This is a genomic window from Bacillus sp. AFS037270 (assembly GCF_002585305.1).
In genome coordinates this window covers 16,843-40,569 of sequence record NZ_NUNF01000032.1, presented here as the reverse complement: position 1 = coordinate 40,569, position 23,727 = coordinate 16,843, and the positions used below count along the sequence as shown (strand labels likewise).

19 protein-coding genes and 1 pseudogene are annotated in these 23,727 nt (G+C 37.5%); 10 read left to right on the top strand and 10 right to left on the bottom strand.

Going from position 1 to position 23,727, the window contains the following annotated elements; translation table 11 throughout:
- Positions 1-377: 377 nt before the first annotated feature.
- Both trhA and COD92_RS15935 read right to left on the bottom strand, forming a co-directional pair.
- Positions 378-1,019 carry a PAQR family membrane homeostasis protein TrhA gene (trhA, locus tag COD92_RS15940; RefSeq protein WP_098531432.1) on the bottom strand — a complete coding sequence of 214 codons (642 nt, stop codon included), beginning with the start codon at positions 1,017-1,019 and terminating at the stop codon, positions 378-380.
- A gap of 357 nt (positions 1,020-1,376) precedes the next feature.
- Positions 1,377-2,477 carry an AI-2E family transporter gene (locus COD92_RS15935; protein WP_098531431.1) on the bottom strand — a complete coding sequence of 367 codons (1,101 nt, stop codon included), beginning with the start codon at positions 2,475-2,477 and terminating at the stop codon, positions 1,377-1,379.
- A gap of 332 nt (positions 2,478-2,809) precedes the next feature.
- Between COD92_RS15935 and COD92_RS31600 the strand changes: the two genes are divergently transcribed.
- The gene (locus COD92_RS31600; protein WP_141561112.1) at positions 2,810-2,956 is read left to right on the top strand and encodes a BH0509 family protein; all 147 of its coding nucleotides are present in this window, start codon (positions 2,810-2,812) and stop codon (positions 2,954-2,956) included.
- A 184-nt stretch (positions 2,957-3,140) separates the two neighbouring features.
- Here COD92_RS31600 and COD92_RS15930 read toward each other — a convergent pair whose 3' ends face one another.
- On the bottom strand, positions 3,141-6,224 hold the full coding sequence (locus tag COD92_RS15930) for an MMPL family transporter (protein ID WP_098531430.1): 3,084 nt from the start codon (positions 6,222-6,224) through the stop codon (positions 3,141-3,143).
- 241 nt (positions 6,225-6,465) lie between these two features.
- Between COD92_RS15930 and COD92_RS15925 the strand changes: the two genes are divergently transcribed.
- Positions 6,466-7,011, top strand: coding sequence for a TetR/AcrR family transcriptional regulator (locus COD92_RS15925; RefSeq protein ID WP_098531429.1), 546 nt, complete (start codon positions 6,466-6,468; stop codon positions 7,009-7,011).
- 211 nt (positions 7,012-7,222) lie between these two features.
- On the opposite strand, the gene COD92_RS15920 is transcribed toward COD92_RS15925, so the two are convergent.
- Positions 7,223-8,677 carry a DHA2 family efflux MFS transporter permease subunit gene (locus COD92_RS15920; protein ID WP_255286707.1) on the bottom strand — a complete coding sequence of 485 codons (1,455 nt, stop codon included), beginning with the start codon at positions 8,675-8,677 and terminating at the stop codon, positions 7,223-7,225.
- A 276-nt stretch (positions 8,678-8,953) separates the two neighbouring features.
- Between COD92_RS15920 and COD92_RS15915 the strand changes: the two genes are divergently transcribed.
- The 3 genes from COD92_RS15915 to COD92_RS15905 all read left to right on the top strand — a co-directional run bounded on the left by COD92_RS15915 (position 8,954) and on the right by COD92_RS15905 (position 10,735).
- Entirely contained in the window at positions 8,954-9,535 is a 582-nt protein-coding gene (locus tag COD92_RS15915) for a TetR/AcrR family transcriptional regulator (RefSeq protein ID WP_098531428.1), read from the top strand.
- 86 nt (positions 9,536-9,621) lie between these two features.
- Positions 9,622-10,176, top strand: a complete 555-nt coding sequence (locus tag COD92_RS15910) for a DUF3231 family protein (RefSeq protein ID WP_098531427.1) — start codon at positions 9,622-9,624, stop codon at positions 10,174-10,176.
- A gap of 10 nt (positions 10,177-10,186) precedes the next feature.
- Complete coding sequence (locus tag COD92_RS15905; RefSeq protein ID WP_098531426.1) at positions 10,187-10,735, top strand: DUF3231 family protein; 549 nt, start codon at positions 10,187-10,189, stop codon at positions 10,733-10,735.
- Positions 10,736-11,031: 296 nt separating this feature from the next.
- Here the strand turns inward: COD92_RS15905 and COD92_RS31595 are convergent.
- Both COD92_RS31595 and COD92_RS15900 read right to left on the bottom strand, forming a co-directional pair.
- A pseudogene (locus COD92_RS31595) lies at positions 11,032-11,154 on the bottom strand (glycoside hydrolase family 3 N-terminal domain-containing protein); the annotation flags it as partial.
- A gap of 12 nt (positions 11,155-11,166) precedes the next feature.
- On the bottom strand, positions 11,167-12,603 hold the full coding sequence (locus tag COD92_RS15900; protein WP_098531425.1) for a sensor histidine kinase: 1,437 nt from the start codon (positions 12,601-12,603) through the stop codon (positions 11,167-11,169).
- Positions 12,604-12,754: 151 nt separating this feature from the next.
- On the opposite strand from COD92_RS15900, the gene COD92_RS15895 reads away from it, so the two are divergent.
- On the top strand, positions 12,755-13,111 hold the full coding sequence (locus tag COD92_RS15895; protein ID WP_098531424.1) for a hypothetical protein: 357 nt from the start codon (positions 12,755-12,757) through the stop codon (positions 13,109-13,111).
- Positions 13,112-13,254: 143 nt separating this feature from the next.
- On the opposite strand, the gene COD92_RS15890 is transcribed toward COD92_RS15895, so the two are convergent.
- Positions 13,255-13,962 (bottom strand): response regulator transcription factor, encoded by a 708-nt coding sequence (locus tag COD92_RS15890; RefSeq protein WP_098531423.1) that lies wholly within the window; start codon positions 13,960-13,962, stop codon positions 13,255-13,257.
- Positions 13,963-14,201: 239 nt separating this feature from the next.
- Between COD92_RS15890 and COD92_RS15885 the strand changes: the two genes are divergently transcribed.
- From COD92_RS15885 to COD92_RS15875, 3 genes are read left to right on the top strand one after another with little or no spacing between them, the layout of a single operon-like run.
- Entirely contained in the window at positions 14,202-15,455 is a 1,254-nt protein-coding gene (locus tag COD92_RS15885; protein WP_098531422.1) for a hypothetical protein, read from the top strand.
- Complete coding sequence (locus COD92_RS15880) at positions 15,448-16,689, top strand: ATP-grasp domain-containing protein (RefSeq protein ID WP_098531421.1); 1,242 nt, start codon at positions 15,448-15,450, stop codon at positions 16,687-16,689. The genes COD92_RS15885 and COD92_RS15880 overlap by 8 nt, the downstream gene beginning before the upstream one ends.
- Complete coding sequence (locus tag COD92_RS15875) at positions 16,677-17,921, top strand: MFS transporter (RefSeq protein ID WP_098531420.1); 1,245 nt, start codon at positions 16,677-16,679, stop codon at positions 17,919-17,921. Before COD92_RS15880 ends, COD92_RS15875 begins: the two co-directional genes overlap by 13 nt.
- 289 nt (positions 17,922-18,210) lie before the next feature.
- Here the strand turns inward: COD92_RS15875 and COD92_RS15870 are convergent, their stop codons facing one another.
- Positions 18,211-19,719, bottom strand: coding sequence for an aldehyde dehydrogenase family protein (locus tag COD92_RS15870; protein WP_218011296.1), 1,509 nt, complete (start codon positions 19,717-19,719; stop codon positions 18,211-18,213).
- Positions 19,720-19,981: 262 nt separating this feature from the next.
- Between COD92_RS15870 and COD92_RS15865 the strand changes: the two genes are divergently transcribed.
- Positions 19,982-20,911: a LysR family transcriptional regulator gene (locus COD92_RS15865; RefSeq protein WP_098531419.1), complete on the top strand. Its 930-nt coding sequence runs from the start codon at positions 19,982-19,984 to the stop codon at positions 20,909-20,911.
- A gap of 17 nt (positions 20,912-20,928) precedes the next feature.
- On the opposite strand, the gene COD92_RS15860 is transcribed toward COD92_RS15865, so the two are convergent.
- Both COD92_RS15860 and COD92_RS15855 read right to left on the bottom strand, forming a co-directional pair.
- Complete coding sequence (locus COD92_RS15860) at positions 20,929-21,861, bottom strand: DMT family transporter (RefSeq protein ID WP_176550447.1); 933 nt, start codon at positions 21,859-21,861, stop codon at positions 20,929-20,931.
- Positions 21,862-22,047: 186 nt separating this feature from the next.
- Positions 22,048-23,694 (bottom strand): thiamine pyrophosphate-binding protein, encoded by a 1,647-nt coding sequence (locus tag COD92_RS15855; RefSeq protein ID WP_098531417.1) that lies wholly within the window; start codon positions 23,692-23,694, stop codon positions 22,048-22,050.
- Between the last annotated feature and the right edge of the window lie 33 nt (positions 23,695-23,727).

Genomic DNA, 23,727 nt, shown 5'->3' with positions numbered 1-23,727 from the left:
CCCCATAATTATTAAGCTGACCAGCTTATGGTTTTTCTAGAAATGATGGCTATGCTTCTAATTTCGTTAACCGGGTAAACGAATGGTATAAGAATAATTATACTTGGAGGTAAACCCCTGACATATAAAAGAGATAACCGAAATGACCATGATGATTTAGACAAAGCTCCAATGTCATAAAAAAAGCCTCTTTTGCTTTGTTTAGACTTCCAAGACTAGCAAAAGAGGCTTTCAAATAGGCCTTTATTATCCTATTGAGCCAGATTTAATTATATTAAATATTTTTATAATCCTTCATAATTGGATTCAATGGTCAATCGCTTATTTATTTCTTCAGGCACTTATATAATAATGACCCTACTTACATTGTACTATTTTCAATATAAAAGTGTTAGCACACTGAAATAGAGCATGATACTTCCGGCTATGACGAAAAGGTGCCATAAGGCATGGTGATATTTGAATCCCCTCCAAATGTAGAAAACAGATCCAAAAGTAAATAACAACCCACCTATAAATAAATAGGTTAAACCAGAATGCTGCATGTGTTTGGTTAAAGGTTCCCAAGCGAATACAATTAACCAACCCATTAATACGTATAACGCAGTGGATGTGAATAAAAATTTCTTTACAAAAAAGGATTTAAAAACAGTTCCACCGATCGCAAGCCCCCATACAATACCAAAAATAGTCCAACCTAGCCAACCTTTAACAACTAAAAACAGGAATGGTGTATACGTTCCAGCGATAAAAAAATAGATAGAAGAATGGTCAAATATTTCAAATAAATCTTTAACTCTGCTTCCTTCAGGGAAAGCATGTAGCAGTGTAGAAGATGTATACATTAAGAACATTGTAGAACCGAATAGAGTGAAACTGACAATATGCCAAGCGTTTCCGTATAATGATGAAGATACAATTAGTAATATTAATGCTGCTATACTAAGAAGAGCACCTATACCATGAGTAATTGAATTTGCGACTTCCTCGCCTTTGCTAAAATTGTGTGTGTTAGCCATAATAGTTTCTCTCCTATGTATTCATAATGATTAATTGTAACAAGGTCAGTAGCAATAATGTAATATACATATGTCATATTTTGAAGAAGTGTTTCAAAAAAAAACGAAATATACAAATGCCCTTGGAACGATAAAAATTGGCGAATTAAAATAAGTAGTCCCAGCGTAAAAAAATAGAAGTCCATAATACTTAGACTTCTAATTGTTTGCTGATTCTATTTAATTTTAATTCCCTGTTTTGCTTGTTTTTCAGTAATAAAATCATTATCGTATTTAAATGTTTCTACCGATTACTCTTGGTAGGACTCATTAGCTATTTATAATTTAAATTTTTCAAAGAAAAACTGAGTCCAGGACTCAAACTCCTTCTATTGTATTCGCTGCTTTTCTCGCCCTCAAAAATCGGACTAAATTTAAAACAATGACTTTTGAAACCGCATAAGTCGGTACCGCTAAAACCATTCCAAGTACGCCTGCCAGATTACCTGCAGCTAATAGAATAATAATAATCGTTGCCGGGTGCGTATCCAATGTTTTTCCTAAGATCAAAGGTGACAAGAAGTTCCCTTCTATCTGCTGAGCAACCAATATAACGACTATGACTAATAAAGCCTTCGTTGGTGAATCAAAGAAAGCAATAAGCACTGCGGGCGCACCGCCAATGATTGGTCCAACATAAGGGATAATATTGGTAAAAGAAATGATAAGTGCCATGATTAACGCGTACGGCATACCAATGATTAAAAATCCAATAAAAGCCAAGGTCCCGACTGCGAGCGCCACCAACACCTGCCCCTGGATGTAAGCTGATAGCGTCTCACCTGTTTCTTTTAAAATTTTTAGACTCTCATCTCTGTAATCGGCAGGAATAAAATTGGATACGGCTTTTGGAAATTTATGTCCATCCTTTAACATGTAAAATAATAAAAATGGGACAGTGACGAGAATGATCGCGATATTGGTGACCACACCAAAGAAACCCTTTATTCCGTTCGTCAGTTTGTTTGGCAGTGTATTCGCATATTCCATTAACCGTTTTTGTACCGAGTCAATGATTTCACTCTGCTGAACCATTATGTTTTTAAATTGTGATGAATGGATTACATTATTAAAAAAGTCAGTAGTCTTGTTGGCGAATACTGGTAAATTGTTAGCTAGTTCGGTTGCCTGTTTTGACACAGTTGGAACCAAACTGCCTATTGCCAAAACAAGAAGACCTGCAAATCCAACATATATGATCAGGATAGCCGCTATCCTTGGAAGCTTTTTACGTTCCAAAAAATTCACCAAAGGACTTAAAAGGAAATATAGGAAACCGGTTATCAAAATAGGAAAGAAAACCGTCGAGAAAAACACTCCTATGGGCTTAAACATAAATGAAATCTTTGTGGATACGAAAATAATCGTTAAGATAAGTAATATTTGAATTAACCAGAATTGTATTTTTGATTTTGACACTATATGTACCTCTTCCCTCACCTATTTCATAAAAGTATAACAAAATCATGGGATTATATACAGTATTATCCTTTAATTCATTCAGGACACCATAATCAGGACCAGAAGCCACAGAAATACATCACCACAAATGTACTAATCTTTACCTGTTTTTATTGCTGCAACGAGACTTAAGTAGCATAAAATAAAAGGGTTGTATTAAATCTTAAAAATCAATCTAAAATTAATATTGGTTTAATCTTGTTTTTAGATATATAATCGAAATAAGAAAAAGGAAAGCGTTTTCAAAGTGTAGCCTCTTCGCTACTTCTCATAAATAAGGAGGATTTCAAATGAGCCAAATTGAAAGAGATTTCAAAGTGAAGCATTTATTAGAAAAACAAAAATTCAATGAGAAAGAAATTGCCGTCATGACGGATCCACAGATTGAATATTATCACTGGCTCTATTTTGAAGACTCCGTTTATGATTATATGTAGTAGAAATTGAATGAATGTAATATTAACTAACAAAAATATAACCTCTGTCAAAGTAGTGTCTATATACTTTTGACAGAGGTTTTTCGTTTTCAAATTAACTAAGGATTAATTATTACTTATAAAAAAATGCACCACCAACTGTTAGTAGTCTAACAATTGAGGTGCAGTGTGTTCTAGCTCTTACTTAGATTACTTTTTCCTCTAAATTTAAGCCATCCGCCTTTTTTCTTGAAAATAAATTTCTAAGTGCATCTGGAAGTGCGATCATCGCCGGCAAAAAAACAGGTAGTAGGATAAAGCAAAGCACTACAAGGCCAGTAATGACCGCAATAGCCAATTCAAACAATAGCAGTATTCCGGAAGGCATAAGTGTAGCAAAGGTCCCGCCAAGGATGATAACTGCAGATATGATGACCCCGCCAGTCTGCCTAGAAGCCAGAACGATGGCCTCTTTTTGCGACAATTGAGGATATTCCTTAAAGCGCATCATAAGGAATATACTATAGTCCACTCCCAAGGCTACAATGATAATGAAAGAGAAGAATGGAACGAAGGAAGATATTCCTTCATACCCCAACAAATCTATGAAAATATAATTGATCATGAACATAGCTGTATAGTATGCTCCTACAAGAGAACCAGTGATAAAAACCGGAATCCAGAAAGATCTTATCACAAAGAACAGCACAAGTAATACTCCGATAATCACGATAGCTGTTGTTTTATTCAGATCCCGGCTCAGAATATTATTCATATCGTTTGTGGTCGAACTTGGTCCTGAAACACCAGACTTTGCTTTTGAAAGGCTAGTGCCTTTAAGTCCATCAGAAACAGTAGAATTTATTTTATTGATCGTACTTAAAGCTTCTTTGGAATAAGGATCAGCTTTCAAAACGATTGTCATCTTTGTGACTTTTCTATCATTGGACATGAACGCATCTAATGATTTTTTGAAGTTTTTGTCCGTCAACGCTTCTTTCGGAATAAAGAAGGTTTTATTTGTTTTAAATTGCGTTAAGAAACCATTTGTCTGTCCTAGTCCGTCAGAAATTTGCTTTAACCCATCGTTTACATCTGATAGCTTTTGTCCAAAAGTACTGAAACCATTGAGACCAGCAACAAGCTGCTCCTGTCCTGATTCCATTTGGCCAAGCCCAGCGGATACATTATTCATATTCGTGACAATGGTACCTATTCCTGAGGAAGCTTTCCCAAGGCCGCTTTCAAGTTTTTTCAAACCATCTGCCATTTGGGACAAACCGCTGCCCATGGTGGCAAGATTTTTATTTGCTGTACCAAAACCAGCTGTTACCGCATTATAATTTTCATTTAATGCCTTTATTCCGTCAGGTGTAATTGGACTTAAAGACGATGATAACTGATTGATTGTTTGCTTTAATGCTTGGTAATTTGCATCACTCTCTGAATCTGCATAACTATTTCCTAGAGCAGCCACCATTAATTGCATTTGTGAGAGAGCACTTTTCACACCAAGAAGTGCTTGGGCAGCATCTTGGTAATGGGTTCCCATCTCTTTGTAACCAGCCTCCATTTTTCCATAATTATCAGCTAACATGGCTACGCCGCTGCTCATCTTTGAGAGATTCGTTTCTATTGCAGCCATACCATTACTTATCGTTTGTGAATTATTTGCCCCATCATCAATACCAGCTTGGATTTGCTTTAATCCATTGGTTAAGGCAGCCATTCCATCTTGAAGCTTTGCCGTTCCATCAACCATTTGGCTGACCTGCGAGAAGTCTGCCGATCCAAGCTTTTCTTGAGCCAGTTTTAATCCGTCATTTATTTGATCCACACCATTTTGAGTTTTTGAAATTCCATCCGTAACGGCCCCCATTTGACTATCGACGTAAAAATCATCAATTTGCGTTCCTAGAGGTTGTGTGACCGAAGAAACCTGCTTAACTCCTTTGATGCTCTTGAGTCTTTCAGTTATGTTATCCACTACGGCAAGAGATTCATTATTATCAAGGGCTTTACTATTTTCAATGACAACCGTAGCAGGCATGGCCTGACCTTTACCAAAATGGTCCGCAACTAAATTAATGCCTTTAGAAGAAGGATATTTATTTCCAAGTTCTCCAATGGTATCAAAATTAAGCTTTTCTTCGTGTAAATACACCATTGGTCCTATGATCAAAAGGATAATGATCACTGGTAAAATAGGATGCTTGGTTGCAAAAGAAGATGTCTTACCCCAGAACTTGTTTTCCTTATGTCCACCAACATTTTTGGAAGGCCAGAAAAGTTTTTGACCTAATACTTTCATGATGAAAGGTGTTAGGGTTAAAATTTCCAGCAATAGGATCGTTACACCGATTACCACCACAACACCAGATTTATAAATAGGCGATTCAGCAAAAACGAGTGCAAGGAAAGCAATAAATACAGTAAGAATACTGTAGGCAATCGTTTTACCCGCCGTCTTATAGGTGTTGACAATCGCCTCCTCTATAGAGTGGCCATGGGATAATTCCTCCCTAAAGCGATTAAAAAGAAGGATGTTGTAATCCGTACCAATCCCAAAGAGGATCAGTACCAGGAGCATTTGCGTAAGACTTGTAATCGGAAATCCAGCCTTATCAATTAATTGCGCTGCAATTCCCATGGAACAAAGATAGGAAAAGGCAACAGCCACTAAGGATATCAAAGGAGTAACTACTGACCGAAACGCGATGATTAGTACGACTAAAATAAAGATAACGGTCAATGCAGCACTCTTCTCTACCCCACTTTGAGACGCTTTTAGATAATCATTATTGATGAAGTCTTCACCGCTTAAGTAGTATTCCACAGGTACTTTACTAAGTTTGCTATCTAGTTCTTTTTTTATCTCATCTACTTCTCTTGATTTCTTATCAAGCTTATAGCTTACCAATAGAGTCGTGCCATCTTTAGAAACTAAAGAGCTTTTGGCATCCGGCATGCTAAAGGGATCAATCATATCTGTAACACCTAGCTCTTGACTACTATCGCTAATAACCTTGAGCACATCACCAATTTTGTTCATTTCATCTTCAGAAATTTTATCTTTATCGTAAAAAACGATAAGGTCGTTGGTTCCTTTTGCGGTATCAAGCTTTTTTAAGATATTATCCGCGATGACTGATGGGCTTTCGCTATTTGCTCCTTGCTGCCCCTTTTGTCGAAGAATGGCATTGATGTCTGGTTGAATGACAGTAAGCACTATCGTCGCAATTAGCCAAATTGCGAATATAGCCCAACGGCCTTTTATGATTTTTCTCACCTTGTATCCTCCCTGTTATCATCATTTAAAAATTTTTATATTCACTCATACTTACAATAAAACAACCAGTTATTATTCAAACACTCTGTTGATTTAATGGCGTAAAAAAAGTATATTAAATCTAATTCATAGTAACAATAATCAATTTGAAAACTTGTGTTATTAAATAGACATTTTTTTGAATTTTGTTCAATAAAAACCACATTGAAGTGAGTTGATTTATCATTAGGAGGAGCATTACATGGTTGGTATAAAAGGAAACCGAAGAACATTGTATAGTAAAAAAGTAATTATCGATGCTTTTTTAAAGCTGCTTCAGGAAAAAAACTTAAATAAAATTACCGTTACCGATATTTGTAAAGAAGCGGATATTAATCGTGGAACATTTTATTCATATTATAATGATCCATTTGATTTAATGAGAAGTATCGAGGAAGAACTGATGGAGAAAATGGTGAGTACCATTAATATCTCAGGAGACGAATCCATCAAAAATATACTTAATGATATTTTTAAATTGATACTTGAAAATATTGAGCTCTGTAAAATAATATTTAATGAAAAAAATGGCTCGCATGTACTAAATACCATTTTGAAATCTGCTTATGTAAGTACAATTGAAGAACAAAAAAAACGGTTCCCAAATGCTAATGAGACTCAATTAGAATATTGTTTCACTTATACAACAGGAGGAACGATTGAAATAGTACGGAAATGGATAAATGATGGTATGAAACTTCCTGCTGAAGAAGTTATACGCATCTTAGAGACTATGTACATGATCTAATCTCAATAACATTATTATTAATAATGAAGGATTGCCATTTATTGTTGCAGATATTTACTTTAAATTTTTACTCCGAACCATTTACAAACTTTTAAAAAATCAAAAAACCGTCAAGATAAATCTCGACGGTCTTATATCGTTCCTCCAAATGTTTACAATATTCAAGTTTCTATTCTCTTTCACACTTTTTCATACATTAATGTTGATTTCGTTAGTTTGTCTCCAATTTTCTTTGTTGTGCCTTTTCCATATGAACTTTGGACTCTATTTCGGAAACTTGTTTAACCTTCTTAATAAATAAGGAAAGAAGTAATCCGATGATTCCGATCCCAACAATGACAAAGTAGGCGTCATTAATCCCCTGAATGGTGGATTCCTTAATAAGCTGCGCTTGGGTCAAGCCCTTAGCTGCTGCAGTAGGAATCAAATCCTGCAGATGTGTTTTCGTCCTGTCCGACATAACGGTAACAAGAAGCGACGTACCGACGGCCCCCGCCACTTGCCGAATGGTATTGCTTATGGCTGTTCCGTGTGCATTTAACTGCTGCGGCAGTTGATTCAAACCAGCAGTCTGTAAAGGCATCATCATCAAGGCCATTCCAATACGTCGCCCTGTTGACATGAGAACCAAGTAGGTGTAACTTGTCGAGTCCGTCAAATTGGTAAAGCCCATCGTTGTAGCAATGGTAATAATCATTCCGATCACCGCTAGCCATTTTGCACCAAAGCGATCGAACAGCTTGCCGGTAACAGGCATAAGGAAGCCCATGATTAGCGCTCCTGGAAGAAGGAGAAGACCGGACTCAATCGCTGTGTAACCACGGACGTTTTGAAGGTAAAGCGGAAGCAGCATCATATCCGCATACATCACCATCGTAACCGCGATATTGATAATGGTCGTTAGCGAGAACATATTGTATTTGAATGCACGTAAATCGAGCAATGGATTTTGCGACTTTAACGCCCTCCAAGAAAAGAGTGCAAGAGACAAGACGCCCACAGCAATTGTACTTAGTACCTCAATATCTGACCATCCTAGGCTTCCGGCTCGGCTGAAACCATAGAGTAATGCGCCGAAACCAATGGTAGAAAGGACAACACTTTGGATATCGAGTTTTGTCTTGATTGGTTCGGATACATTTCGGAGATAAATGAATCCCAATACAATGACAATGACAGCAAATGGAATCATACCGTAAAACATCGTTTCCCATTTGTAGTTTTCAATAATATAGCCGGCAATGGTAGGCCCTATGGCTGGGGCGAAAATAATCGCAAGCCCGACCATCCCCATGGCTGCTCCTCGTTTGTTGGGAGGAAAGATGGTCAGAATGACATTCGTTAAGAGCGGCATGATAATTCCTGCACCAGCCGCCTGAATCATTCGTCCGGTCAATAATAAAGGAAATCCCGTTGCAATAGCAGAAACGATGGTCCCTGCTAAAAAGATAAACATGGAAGCTTGAAAAAGCTGTCTTGTGGTAAACCGCTGCATAAAGTAAGCGGTAATGGGGATCAAGACACCGTTCACGAGCATGTAACCTGTCGTTAACCACTGTGCTGTTGCAGCTGTGATTTTAAATTCGACCATTAGTTCAGGAGTAGCGACGCTCATGAGTGTTTGGTTTAAGGTTGCAATGAAAGCACCAAGGATCATTATGAACATGATAGGTCCTTTTTTTATTGAATTTGTGACAGTTTTATGATTATTAGTCAATTCTCTTCTATCCTTTCTATTTTTAATGTAGACTTTTTTTACAATGTGTTTAATAATCAACATTGTATAAATTACTTTATAATGAGATCGTTGGTCTGACAACAGACAATTTCTGAGGAAGTGTAAATTAGTTATCGTTTATTTGAATTTTGTTGTGAAAGCCGAAAATAATAGACAGAACTGAAGTTTTTGTAAATTACCAAATAATAGGAAGGGTGATTAGACATGTCAGACAATGCAAAGCAACGAGTAGATCCTCGGATCCTTCGTACGCGCCAATTGATCAAGGATGCATTAATAGATTTGCTGCAGGAGATGGAAATCAATAAAATAACGGTTAATCGGATTGCAGAGCGCGCCACTATCAACCGAGTTACGTTTTATCTCCATTACGATGATATTCAAGACATGCTCGAGAAAATGGCGCAAGAAATGGCCGAGGATATTGAGTCAATTTTGAAGAGTACGACAACTAGTCAAAATTCCGCTGATGATATCGGATGGTTAAAGCTTGTCACTCTGCTTGAGTATATTGCTGAGAATGCTAAATTTTATAAAGTCGTCCTTGGTTCCAGACGAACTCCAATCTTTACAGAGCGTTTGTTAAATATCATTACTGAAACGATAACGGAGAGAATTGATAGTAATTTGCTTGCTACTAAAGGCATTCAAAGGGATATTGCTATTTGGCACGGTTCCTCGGCTCTAATCGGCACGATTTCAGCGTGGTTACGTAAGGATTTGCCCTATACACCGCAATTTCTTGCCAAGCAGATGTCCTTACTTTTTCAATCAGGCAAGAAATAAAGGATTTACACAATAAAAGGTCTGTACTTCTGTGCATTAAAATTACCCTTTAGGGGAATTTTAAAAAAGAGAGGAAGGTGGAGTATGTGCCTGATCTTTTGGAAGCGTTGAAAAGTGTAGTTCAGTCTTTTATTAAAGATGAGAATAAAACGCCTCTTCACATTGGCGAGGCTATGGGATGCTGGATATTCTTAGCTTTAGTTGGCGAGACACAAGTACAGACTGAAGCAGGAATTAACAGTACAACGGACCCTGAATTGAGAAAAGCTCTCCAAGAAGCAGTGAACATGTTAAAATCGCAGAAAGAGCGAATTTCGGCATTGATGCGGTCAGAAGGGATTTCATTACCACCTCTGAGTGAATCGAAACCAATCTCTGACCCGAATACTGTTCCATTGGGTGTTAAGCTGACAGATAACGAACTTGCAAACAGCCTTAAGAAAAAAATATCGATGGCGATTACAAACAGTTCGGAAACGGCGGCACAATCCCTTCGCAGCGATGTAAGTCTGATGTGCGCCGTATTTTTACAAGAACACATAACTTTTTTAATAACATTTAAATCATTGATGCGAAAACGGGGATGGCTTAAGGTTCCACCACCGTATTATCCTGCAGGTTTGCCACAAACCGAAAAGTGAGGTGAGGAGTATGCCAGATGTCATAAAAGCTGTTAATAATGTTATCCAATCATTTGTTGATGATGAACCCAAATCACCATTACATGTGGGGGAGGTCATGTCCTGCTGGTCCTATCTTTCCGAATTAGCAGATGAACAAGTTCATTCCGAAGCAGGGATTAACAGTACAACTGACCCCGAATTAAGAAAAGCTTTCCATGAAGCCGTAGAGATGTTCAAATCACAAAAAGAACGAATTATTACCTTTATGTTAACAGAGGGAGTTCCCATTCCGCCCTTAAGTGAGTCCAAGCCTCAGTCTAACCCAAGCGATGTTCCATTGGGTGTCAAGCTAACGGATGATGAACTTGCAAACAGCCTTAATATTAAAATGGTTATTTTAATTTCCTATTGTGCAAATGCAATCATTCAATCCGCGCGAAATGACGTTACCTTGATATGGCTTGAATATTTACAGGAATATATGACGTTTGGAGCAACACTAAAAGAACTTGTGAAAAGACGGGGATGGCTTAAAGTGCCTCCTTACTACTATGCTCCAGGAGCACCGATAAAATGACAAGGCTTAAAAAAGGGACCTCGATATTCCACTCCCCTGTCCTTTTCAACTGTTCTGTTTCGCAAATTTTGTTCCTGCTTTTCCCCAAATAAAGGGCGCAATTCTTATTTCAGAAAAGTGCCCTATTATTCGTGAGTGGGGTTCCATGCTTTTTAAATAAAATTTTTAAATAAAAAAACAGACTCAATAAAAAGAGCCTGCATGAGTTGCTATTATTAATATTTACGAACGTTTACTGCTTAAGCTCCACGTTGACCTTGCTCAACATCGAAAGCATAGATTGACCTTCTTCTAAAGGCCCCATTATCAATGGCACGCTTAAACGGGATTAATTCGAGTTTTTTTAGACCTGTCAGATTTTTATATACGATTGGTAACTCGAGATGGGAATCAACCGATGTATCTCTATGTCCAGGAAAACCTATTTCACTTTATATCATAGGTAATTCAAACCAGAAGCATGTATATCCTTCTTCAGGACTATCTACACCGATTTTCCCATCGTGACGGAGTATGATCTCACGTGCAATCGATAATCCTAGGCCACTCCCCCCCATTCGACTTGTTCTCGCGGTATCGGAACGATAGAAACGATCAAATACCCGTTCTATTTCTTCAGGAGATATACCAGATCCACGATCCGCTACTTCCACACGCACCCAATTGTTTTGAGAACAAACACGAACCATGATCCAATTTCCACTTGCACCATACTTCAGAGCGTTTTCTAAAAAATTGCTGATTACCCTCTCAATCTTCCCTGGAGTGATGCTTACCCAATACTCCTCTTCAGGCACATGGATATCTATCTCAACACCTGCCGTCTCTAATTTAGGAAAAATAGCCACTACTTCCCGTCGAACTAATTCCGTTAGATTCAAACGAACTCGTTCCCATTCTTCTTGATGTGCATCTAAAGATGCAAGTTCGAATAGATCGTCAATCAATCCTTTGAGTAATAATCCTTTATTATGGATAACGGAAAGCGATTGTTGCGGGTTTTCTGTAATTCCATTTTCTAATGCTTCCGCATGGGCAAGAACAGCTGTAAGTGGTGTACGAAGGTCATGAGAAGCAGCTGCTACCATATACCGACGAGCTTTATCCAACTCTTCAATCTTTCTATTCGCTTCTTGAAGATTATCTGCCATAACGTTTATATCCCTTCCAAGCGTACCTATTTCATCTCCTCTTTTAAAGAAATTTACCCGTGCGCTAAGATTTCCATGGGCAAATTGTTCAACAATGCTTGATAGCTTCAATATCGGATTCACCAAAATTCTGCCGTAAACGGAAAGAAGGATAAAACCAATCAGTATTATCGTTATAAGTAGACTTATCACCCAAAAAAGGGTGCCTGGCGGTGAGGTTATATGATCAACGTTAGGGATTGAACTTGAAGGAATCGTAATAATATACAACCCCCAAATCTGTCCATCTTTTTTAATTTCAACCACATAAGGTAACTTATCTACATACTTCACTTCCCAAAGTTGTTTGGAATAAAGGTATAGATAATTCACTGCTTCTTGCAAAGGGATCGTATCTTCCTTGTTTTTATTAAATCCCGGATCAGAATCAGCTAGAACGGAGCCATTCATTTTAATCACTTGAATTCGTTCCCCAGGATAAAGTTTTTTTGGCATATAGATATCTTGAATACTGGGTTCATTGTTATTGTGTATAGCCTTTTCAATCTTTTCGACTCTTTCCAGAGTTGAATTTTTTAAATCAGAAAGGAGATTATATGCCATCGATGGACCACGATAATAAGAATAAAGGAGACTAAACAAAATGAAAAAGACGGATGCCAATGTAACCGCAGCGATATAAACGAAAACCATCTTAACTTTTAGTTTTTTAAGCATATTGATAACTCCTATTTTTGAAGATTAACGATTTAATAAAAATATAGGTCAATATAAATGGATAATTGTTAACATTTTCCTTGTTTTCTTGTAAAATATATACATTGGCCAACAAACAAATAGTTCTTAAATATCAAAATGGGGGTATCATATGGTTTCTTTAAACCGACTAGTTATTTGTCTCATCCTGCTATTAAGCATGATTGCAAGTCCAGCGTTTGCTGCGGAAAATCCAAGTGAGATTAATCAAGTCAAGGCTTTATTGTTCTCCTCACCTACTTTTAAGGAAGGCGAAAAAGCGTTAAGCGCATCTGGTTACGAAATTGACCGATCCAAATGTGTTATTATCGATTTAGGAAACCGTAGTTATCAGGTTTACCTTACATATAAGGGATCAGAAAGTGAATACGATATTGAGTTTCAAATTAACTTACCGGAAGGGAAAGTATCGCATCGTAAACCCGATGACGACCAGTGGACTTGGCCGTGGCTCCCTATTTTCTGGTAAAATAACATTTAAGGTATGCCGTGGGCATACCTTTTTTACTTTTTCCTTTCATAACATATAGGATCATTACACCTCCTTTAGATTAATAATAAGGAGACAATCTTACATAAACCTAAATAGAAGCTTACAAGTTTAAGTGCCCCCTAAGCATCCTTTGCAAAGCGGTAACCGAGACCACGTACGGTTATGATATAACGAGGTTTGGACGGGTCTATTTCTATTTTCTCACGGAGACGGCGTATATGGACCATTACTGTATTATCATCGGTGGTATAGTAGCCATCACTCCAAACGTTGCTGAAAATTTGTTCCTTCGTAAATACTTGCCCTGGGCGAGATAGGAGGAACCGGAGTAATTCATACTCTTTAGCCGATAACGTTATTTCTTGTTCTTCCCTTCGGACCACACATGCCCCAAGATCGATTTCTAGATCAGAGAATCTTAAAACATCCGTTTCATTGTTGCTCTGGTTTCCTTTTAATTCACGATAACGTCTTAGATGCGCCTTCACCCTTGCGGTTAGCGCTAATCCTGAAAATGGCTTAGTTATGTAATCATCTGCCCCAAGACCAAGCCCCAAGACTTGATCCACTTCTTCTCCACGAGCAGTAAGAAAAATGATCGGTACATCAATACGCATAGTACGCAGCTTCATACATATCTCAAACCCATCCAATCCTGGAAGCATCACATCAAGTAATATTAAGTCCCATTCACCAGTAGACGCGACCGTTACAGCATCAGACCCATTATCAACCCGTTCTATTTGAAATCCCTCTTTCTTAAGATACGTCCCTATAATACTTGCGATCGCATCATCATCCTCAATAATTAACACTCTTCCATCCATAAACTTACTCCTCTCTATATAAACATCCATTATTGATTCCATACCCAACCGGTTATCCCTGCCAGCAAAGTTAAGATTTAGTAAAGTTTGTAAGATTATTGTTTCTCATTTTTAAGATACCGTTTATAAACATGTAAGGTTCAAACCTTACGATAATAATCAAGCAAGACAACAAAGAACAAAAGAAACAGGAAATGTAATGACACTTATAGTGGATTTTAGAAAAGAAGGTGGAAAAGTTGATTCGTGAATTGTTTATTGGTTTGGGAAAAGAAAGAAATTATAATGTTCTGCCAGAAGTGTCCCTGGTTAGAGAAAACCAGGACACATACTATATCGGCTCAGCGGTAATGGCACACATGCATTTGTTTGAAAAAAAACAATATACTCCTACATCTTATGTTGCCGCCCAAAGAATATTTTCGAGCAAAAGGCTGCAGGAGATTGGAAAGTATCCCTTATCTACATCATTTGAGGTAATGTTGTCAATGTTTCGGTTCGGAGATACTGACGGTCGAGAAGGTTTACGATTTGCTATCGATTTTGTCTGCAAAGCCATTAACGGCGACCCAGGCAAACTGATCTTCCTCGCACCGTATGAACTTGGATTACGTAATGATGTTCTTTCACTAGGTATTTCTTCGAATCGTGTGATTAGTTGGAATCAAAGTTTGGAAACCAGTTTAGGAAACGGTCGACCTACTGGCTATTATGTGAAAATGTTCTACCCCTATCGGCATGGTATTATTCCAATTGGTTCTATTGGTTTTATAGAATCAAACGGCACACTATCCGTAGATAGTGCTTTTTTCATGGAACGACTTTCCTTTGTAAGAGAAGGCCTTCCTACTTTTTATCAGGATCAATTCTTTGCTCCCTTAACGAATATCGTCAACAACCATGAGTTTTTTGCAGATTTGTCTTTTTACGAAAAGAATTTATGGATCAATCATATAAGATCAATTGTTGCGTTGTTGGTAGATGGGGCAACTTTTGATTCCAAAGGTGCTGGTCATGCCTTGAAAAAAATGGTGCGTCAGCTTGCAGTAACGATTGTTGGTAAAAAACTTCCTTACGAATTAGGAGAAAAATTGATCTTAGCTGCCAATCAATGCCTATTTCACTTAGGTTATTTAAATAAAATTGAATACCAAAAACTAAGTGATACATTGATTGCTAAAATTGATACTGCTTCTAATCAAATATTAAAAGAAAAAAAAGCATTTATTAAAGCTTTACGCTCTAATCAAAACAATATGTCTATGGAAGAATTACAAAAGTGGGATTCTGAACGAGGTCTAAAACTTGAATGGTTGAAAAAATTTGCTATGCAAGAAGGGGTTTCTTTGTCATGCCCGCAAAAGATAAAAAAACATCAATTTAGAAATGAGTGTTACTCTTTCTCAGAAACGGAACGGATTAAGGACCCTATACAATTTATTAAAGAATCGGAAAACCAAAAAATGAAGGGAGTATTGATTAAACATGGGTAAACACATTTTGGTAATTGGTGGATTTAGTATTATGCACAAACGGTTAAAAAAATTGGGGGCAAAAATGACACTGATCAACGTATCGACTGAAATTAAATCTAATGAGAATGGTACCTACCATCGTGTCATTGGTGTGCCAAAAGATAATAGTATGAATGAGTGGCTGGAGATTGCTGCCTTCTTCCATAACATTGACCCTTTTGATGGCATAGCTTGCTTTCATGAAATGGATCAAGAAAAGGCAGCTTATATTGCGCTAGAACTACAATTATTTTATTTAGAACCAAAGGTGATCGAGAGAACCCGCAACAAAATCTTAATGAGGTCCATCCTAAGAGAATATGGTGTTGATAAAACAAAAAATGCCATTGTTAACACAACTGATGAGATTTCTAGTTTCGCCCAAAAGCATGGTTATCCTATTATTCTTAAACCAGTAGATGGCTGGGGAAGTATTGGTGTAGCTAAAATAGAAAATGCGGAGGAATTAGAACATGCGTTAGGCTGGTATCAAACCGCTGATTTTGGCTCCGGTATGATTGTAGAAGAATACTTAGCTGGAAAAGAATTTAGTGTTGAAGCCTTTTCAGAAAACGGAATTCACAAAATCATGTGTATCACTGAAAAATTTAAAGAGGAACAACATTTCGTTGAAGTCGGTCATCGACTTCCATATCAAGGGGTCTATTCTGATTATGAACGCTCCATTCATGAATTTGTTCAACACGCCCTCACCTCTATCGGAATTACGCATGGCCCAAGCCACACTGAAATCATTTTGACGATAGATGGTCCTAAAATCATAGAAACACATACCCGCTTAGGTGGTGACTATATTCCAGAGTTAATCAATATGGCAAGTGGTGTAGATTTACTAGATTTATGGGCAAAACAAGCGATGGGTGAAAGCATCATAAACGAAATTCCACAAACACCAAACATGAAAAAATCAGCCGCTATTTGGTATGGAACGCCTTCTACGTCTGGGCTGGTGAAAGAAATAATAGGTGAAGAAGAAGCTAAATCGACAGCAGGTGTTGCAAGAGTTGAAATCTTGCAAAAACAAGGAAATAAGATTACTGGTATGAAAGACTCCTTCTCCCGTTCCGCTTGCGTACTGGCCACAGGAGAAAACACAGATCTCGCCATGAGTAATGCCCAGCTTGCACTTAGCAAGATCCAATTTGTCATAGAAGATGAGCAAAGTGAAGAGGTAATCGTATGTTCCAGTTAATAAAGTTCAGGCCTTTCTTTCTCTATCTATTCAGTCATACTCTTTCTAACATTGGTTTGGGTATTCACTTATTCACCATGTCTTGGTTAGTACTGGACCTAACGGAATCAACTTCTTCCTTGGGCTGGTTGTTCTCCTTGTCAACCTTACCAGTCATTATCCTCTCACCCTTCATTGGGGTGTTAATAGATAATTGGGATAGAAGATTGATAGTAGTCGTCATTCAACTCTTAAAAGGGATTCTATTGCTTACTGTTCCGATTCTTTTACTGACAGGGACCTTTCATCTCTCCGTCCTATATGGCATTTCGTTGCTAATGTCCATAGCAGACCGCTTATATTATCCTGCCTCAAAAGGGCTCATGAGGGAAATGCTAACCAAAGATCAATTACTATCGGCAAACTCCATGGCCGGTGTAGCTATGCAATTAGGAATGCTGATTGGGTCGGTTATTGCCGGGTTTTTGCTTCACTTAATTGGGGGAGCCAATACCATTCTAGCTAACTCCATACTTGCATTTGCTTCTAGTTTTATTATCTACTTTACGCGAAAAGGGATTGTCAATCCTAAATCAAAAATTGGAAAAGGATATGACTCATTTTTCGGTGAATTAAAGGATGGCATGCAGTATGTAAGGGAAAATAAAATGATTTTAAAAATGGCTGTTTTGGTTGCCGTAACAGAATTCACGATTCAAATTTATAATATTCTTAGTGTCCCCTTGATTCGAAATGATATGAAAATGGGACCAGAGATTTTGGGATTACTAGATTCTTTTTTTGCCTGGGGAGCTATTCTTGGAGGAATAACTTTAACCACTATGGTTACTTGGTTTGGCAGGAAACATTTTATGTCGATCAGCCTGCTGCTGATGGGAGTTTTCTTTGGCTTGATCCCTTTCATGCAAGGAATTTTTTCTGGAGGCGCTATTTTTCTCTTGTTTGGAACGACCCTCCTACAGGCACGTACCCTGTATAGTACGCTGATCCATGAACAGGTGGAAACACATTACCAAGGCCGAGTAAACAGTATGATTTATACGCTAACGTCAATATTTGGGTTTGTTATATATGCGATTATTGGCTATATAGGTGAAATGGTCACCCCATCCCTTGTATTTCATGCGATTGGTTTAATCATTGCGGCTGGATCGATAATTTTGTTTATTGTTTCTGATAAACTTTTACGGGTAAAAGAATCTGGGCCTTCCACTGTTGAAGTAGTAAAATAGAAACAAGCATAGTATACGAGTTATAAAGGGTAATTTCAATTTTTAAAAGGCCAATCTACAAATTACTGGATTGGCCTTTTGATTTTATTAATTAATCAGATACCTTTTTTATACCTCGTTTTACTTTCAATAAATTTATTGGAATAAAACGTCAAATAAGGATGATTCTATCTTAATCTCTTACATATGACTCGATTATCTTATTTAGAATTTCCAGCCTGTTTCCAAACTTCTCCACGAACTCGTTTAAAAATACCGTATCTATGCTTCACCACCTCCCTAAAATTCTTTACTCCATCATGATGTTTACAGTTTTCACTTGTGTATAACTCAAGATCTCATCTAAACCTTCTTCAGACCCGATCCCACTATCCTTAAATCCTTGATATGGCACCCCTAGAAAATGCCTTGAACTTCCATTAACCCAGATAAATCCTGCTTCGATTCTATCAATAGTATCAAATGCCGTAGGTAAATGGGTGGTCCAGATGGACGCAGTTAGTCCATAAGGAAGAGCATTTGCTTGTCGGATCACTTCTTCTTTTTCATTCCAACATATTACGGATAGAACAGGGCCAAAAATCTCCTCTTTAAAAATTTTCATATCCTCAGTAACGTTTGTAAAAACAGTTGGTTCTACAAAATGACCTTTCTGAAAAATGTGCCCCTTTGGTTTTTCTCCCCCTGCCTTCAGCATTGCACCTTCTTCTAACCCTGATTTAATATATCCCATTACTCTGTCAAATTGTTGCTGTGAGACAAGGCATCCCATTTCAGTTTCAGGATCGATCGGCAATCCTAACTTGATTTGACCCACTCTTCTAATTAATCGCTCAATAAATTCATCATGAATGTCTTCATGTAAAAATAATCTTGATGTAGAACCACATGACTGACCTTGACACCACATAAAGTTCATACCCCTTACAGCACCGTCTACTGCTTTTTCTAGATCAGCATCAGGATAAACAATCATGGCATTCTTTCCACCCAATTCCAAAGAAACATGCTTAATTGCAACATCAGCAGCTGACTTTAAAATCGCTTTCCCTGTCCCAACACTTCCAATAAGTGCTATACGCTTAACATCAGGATGACAAACAAGAGCATTACCAGTAATCGGACCATCCCCGGTTAAGATATTAACCACGCCTGGCGGAAGGATAGACTGACAAATCTCTGCAAAAAGAAGGGATGAGAGTGGAGCTTGATCTGGAGCTTTTAATACAACCGTATTTCCTGCAATTAAAGGAGCAACTATTTTTTCGGCTGTAAACATAATCGGATGATTGTAAGGGATAATTTTTCCAATGACCCCATATGGTTCTCGACGAGTAAGATGCCAGTTGATTCCAGAAGATGGGATGGTCTCACCTTTTAATTCAGTAACCATACCAATGACATATTCCATCATTTCTGCTGCACTAAATACATCTGACAGCATTGCAGTAACCGGGTTTCCTCCATTTATGGCATCAAGAACAGCATATTGTTGAGCTCTTTTCTTAAATTCTTTTACCAATGTTTTTAACATCCTTGCCCGATTTAGTGGAGGAATATTTCTCCAATATTCAAAAGCTTTTTTGGCCGAATCGACCGCTGCATTAACATCTGTGCTTTGGGCAAATGGGATAGAAGCAAGGAGCTCCCCTGTAGAAGGACTGTAGGTTTCATATGTTTCCCCGCCTTGTGCAGCTACCAATTGACCTCCTATCAGCATCCGATAATCCCTTTGTAATAGCTCGTTTTTAAGATCTTCTATTTCTGTTTTATCTATCGTTTCTCCTAGTGTACTCATATTTTCCTCCTACCAGATTGCTGTCTTTCAACTGTTTCAAAAAGCAGCAATTCTATTATTTTTCTAAAAAATGTGTTTAAAGTAATCAGAATTTATATTTAAAATATTTAAAATATTTTAAATATAAATAGTTTTCTACTTACCTTTCCGATATAATAAAAATATCAATTTATTGATAAACATATATATTTTTATATATAACTTACAAATTTTTTACTATAAGTCTAATAGAAAAAATTCGGGAGATGAGGATACATTGGACATGCCTTTAAATCTGCATCAATTACAATTGTTTTGTTGTGTAGTGGAACATCACAGTTATTCTCAAGCGGCAAGAAGTCTACATATGACACAACCAGCTCTAAGTCTACAAATAAAATCCCTGGAAGAAAAATTGGGTGCAAAGTTATTTGTAAGGAAAGGAAATAATATTGAGCTTACTAGTGTTGGCAAACATGTCGCGCAGTATGCATCAAATTTACTTAGCCTTGACAAAAGATTGCGTTCATCCGTTAAAGAACTAGTCTCCGGAGAAACAGGACAAATTGCTATTGGTAGTAATCGCCCATTTGGCCGTTATTTACTACCTAAATTCATCCTAAAATTTATACAGCGATACCCTAATGTCGAATTATCTACAACTTATGATAATACAGAAAAAATTTCACGATATGTGTTGGACGAGAAAGTAAATGTTGGTTTTGGCGTTTGGTCAAAGGATCAAACCATTCCTTCTGACTTTAAAAAACACCTAATACGGAAGGATTACTGGACTTTAGTTTGTGCTGGGGGATCCCAGTGGGCAACATGGCAAGGAACAGTTCAGGATGTGTTACAAAAAGCCCCTTTGGTAGGCTCCTTACCAAGGACCTCTCATGGAGAAATTATTAAAAACGAACTTGGCAAGCTTGGATTAGATACAAGTGAATATAAATTCAATATGCGCCTTGATGATATTGAATCAATTAAAATGGCTGTTATCTCCCAATTAGGTATTGCCTTCCTGCCGCGAATAACGATTGATAGGGAATTATCAAACGGAGAATTAGTACCAGTTCCATTAATTCATGAATACCATCCCGCTCTAGAATATTATTTAATAATAAAAGAAGGAGCATATATTTCCCCTACAATGGAGAATTTCATAAATTATATTTTAGAAGAAACAGTAGAAATAAATCACCAACTGTAAACCTAACAAAAAATGATTTAAACCAGAATGATTAAAAATATACCTGTAAGTACTAAAATTGTCCCCGCTAGCGTCCGGTAGGTAATACCTTCTTGATTCTTAAAGAGGAAAAAACTAATCGGTGTCACAATAACGGGTGTAGACATTGTTATAAGATTTGCAATAGAAATAGGAATATATCGCATAGAAGCAATGACTGAGATTTGAGCTGAAATGGTTATTACACCACTTGTGACATACAATAATACGCCCTTTGGGTCAGACTCTTTAATCTGGCCCAAGAATGAACGGGCACTTTTATTGGTTATCGAAAACAGAATCAAGCCCAACACTGCACCAAAGATCCCTCCTAGAATTGGTTCATTCCAATTTTTAATGGCTGCTCCTCTAAGAACGTTTCCAATCGCATAGGAAAGGGAACTCAAAAAAGCAAGTAATATTCCTGATTTTAGTAGCCAAATTTTCGACGATTCCCTAGAAGTCTGCACCATTAAACTTTCTTTACTTGCTGCAATCTCTCTTTTTGCTGAACTTTTCGCAACATAGGAAACTAAGAACAAGCCAAATAAAATTACACCAACTGAAAGCAAATCAACCCAACTTAATTTCTCCCCCATGAATAGCCATGCAATAATGGTTGTAAACATAGGATTACTTACTTGAAATGTACTGGCACGCGAGGGACCTAACCTATCAATAGTTTCAAAGAAAAACCAACGTCCCATATAGGTACTGAAAAACCCTGCAGTTAAAAACAATAAAAATCCCTTTGTATGCCATTCAAATTTGCCTTCATTAAAAAAAAACAATTGGATTGAAAATAAAACTGCAGCAAAAAGAACATTTACCCATACAGAAATAAGAAAACCAATATTAATATCTAGTCGAGCAGTTGCTAACTTCGTCAAAATAATGTTAGAAGAAAATAAAACTAAAGCAAGTAATGCCAACGTTTCACCCATTCTTATTTACCCCATCTCTATTCATTCTAAATTTTGAATACGCTTTTCCATATTTCCTATAACCCCCTTACACTAGGAATATTAACTGTTTTAAGAAATCGACGTTTAATACTTAATATAGTTAAACGTCGAGTCAACTAAAATTTCTTCAATTCTGTAATCCTCTTATACCAATTACCTAGCAGTGGCCGGTATTGCACCTGGAGGCAATCCTTCCCATTGATCCTGGATGACATCAATAATTGCAGGTTTACCAGAAGCGATTGCGCGATTTATTGCTCCGTCTAATTGTTCTGCAGATTCTACCCGCTCGCCGTAAGCACCAAGTAAACGGGCAAATTCAGCAAAGTCAATATTATTGTAATGGATCCCTATATATCGCCCATCATGAGCTGTTTTTTGCCTATCCCTTGTATTACCAAAACAGAAATTATTTAAAACAATATTGACAACAGGAATATTTTCTCTGACTGCCGTCTCTAAATCTTGAGCTACCATCCAGAATGCTCCATCTCCTGTGACGTTCAAAACGATTCTTTCAGGATTAGCAAGTTTAATCCCCATGGATGCAGGAAATCCCCACCCCATGGATCCACCCGCGGCTGCATAAAAGTTACCTGGTTTAAATTTTCCATAACGAGTAAGCCATGGCCCGAAGGTAGCTGCATCTTCCACTACAATGACATCTTTTTCATTTATTAAACGGTTGATAGATTCGAGAGCAGAAATGGAGGAAACAGGACAATCGCTTGTCACCTCTGATAACTTCGTTTCCTCTAGATAATTAGGTAAATACTTGTTGAAGTTTGCCCGGTTGTCTATCTTTTCTGTATAGCCGTCCAACTGGTCAATGATTACTTTCATGGTCTCCTTTGCATCCCCCAATAACCCTATCTCAGGAATGTATATCTTCCCTAATTCATTTTCATCCATATCAATATGAATTAATTTTGTTTTCTTCGAAATTGCTGTCCACCTATTCGTTGAAAATTCCGAGAAATGCATACCAACGGCTAATATAACATCCGCTTCTTTCATTAATTCCCAACTAACAGGGGCACATCCTGGTCCCACATTCCCAAAATAAAGGGAATGATCATTCGGAAAGACATTCGGTTTTCTCCAAGTGGTTATTACAGGGATGGCAAGCTGCTCTGCCAACTGAACCAACTCATTTGTCCCATTTGAAATCGCTACCCCGCCACCTGCAATGATCACAGGATCCTTGGCGTCTTTAAGTATTTCAACCGCTTGTTTGATACCGTTTACATCAATAACACGATGATTTAATCGATTAACAGGCCTGAACGAAAATTCTTTTATTTCACTAATTTGAACATCAAGCGGAATTGAAATAGCTACAGGCCTTGGTCTGCCTGAAAGTGCTGTTTTTATCCCTCTTTGCAGTAATTCCGGAATTCTGGGCGTTTGGTGGATTTCAATTGACCATTTTGTGATAGGTTCAAAAAATTTCACAAGATCCATTTCTTCAAAGGCATCTCGATAGTAAATTTCATCCGAAACTTGCCCTATTATTGCTAAGATAGGAACTGACTCTGCGTATGCATTATGAATGCCGATGGTTAGGTTTGCTGCACCGGGGCCTCTTGAAGCCATACAGACACCAATTGTACCTGTTGATCTTGCAAATCCATCCGCCATGAACGCAGCTATTTGTTCATGACGGACTGATATATAGCGGATCTCATCTTTGTCATATAAAGCATCAATTAAATGCATGATTGTCGTGCCTGGTAAACCAAAAACATATTTTATTCCTTCACGTTGCAGTGTTTCAATGACTGCCTGAGCACCATTCATATTTTTACTCCCTCAGTGTTATCTCTATTGTTC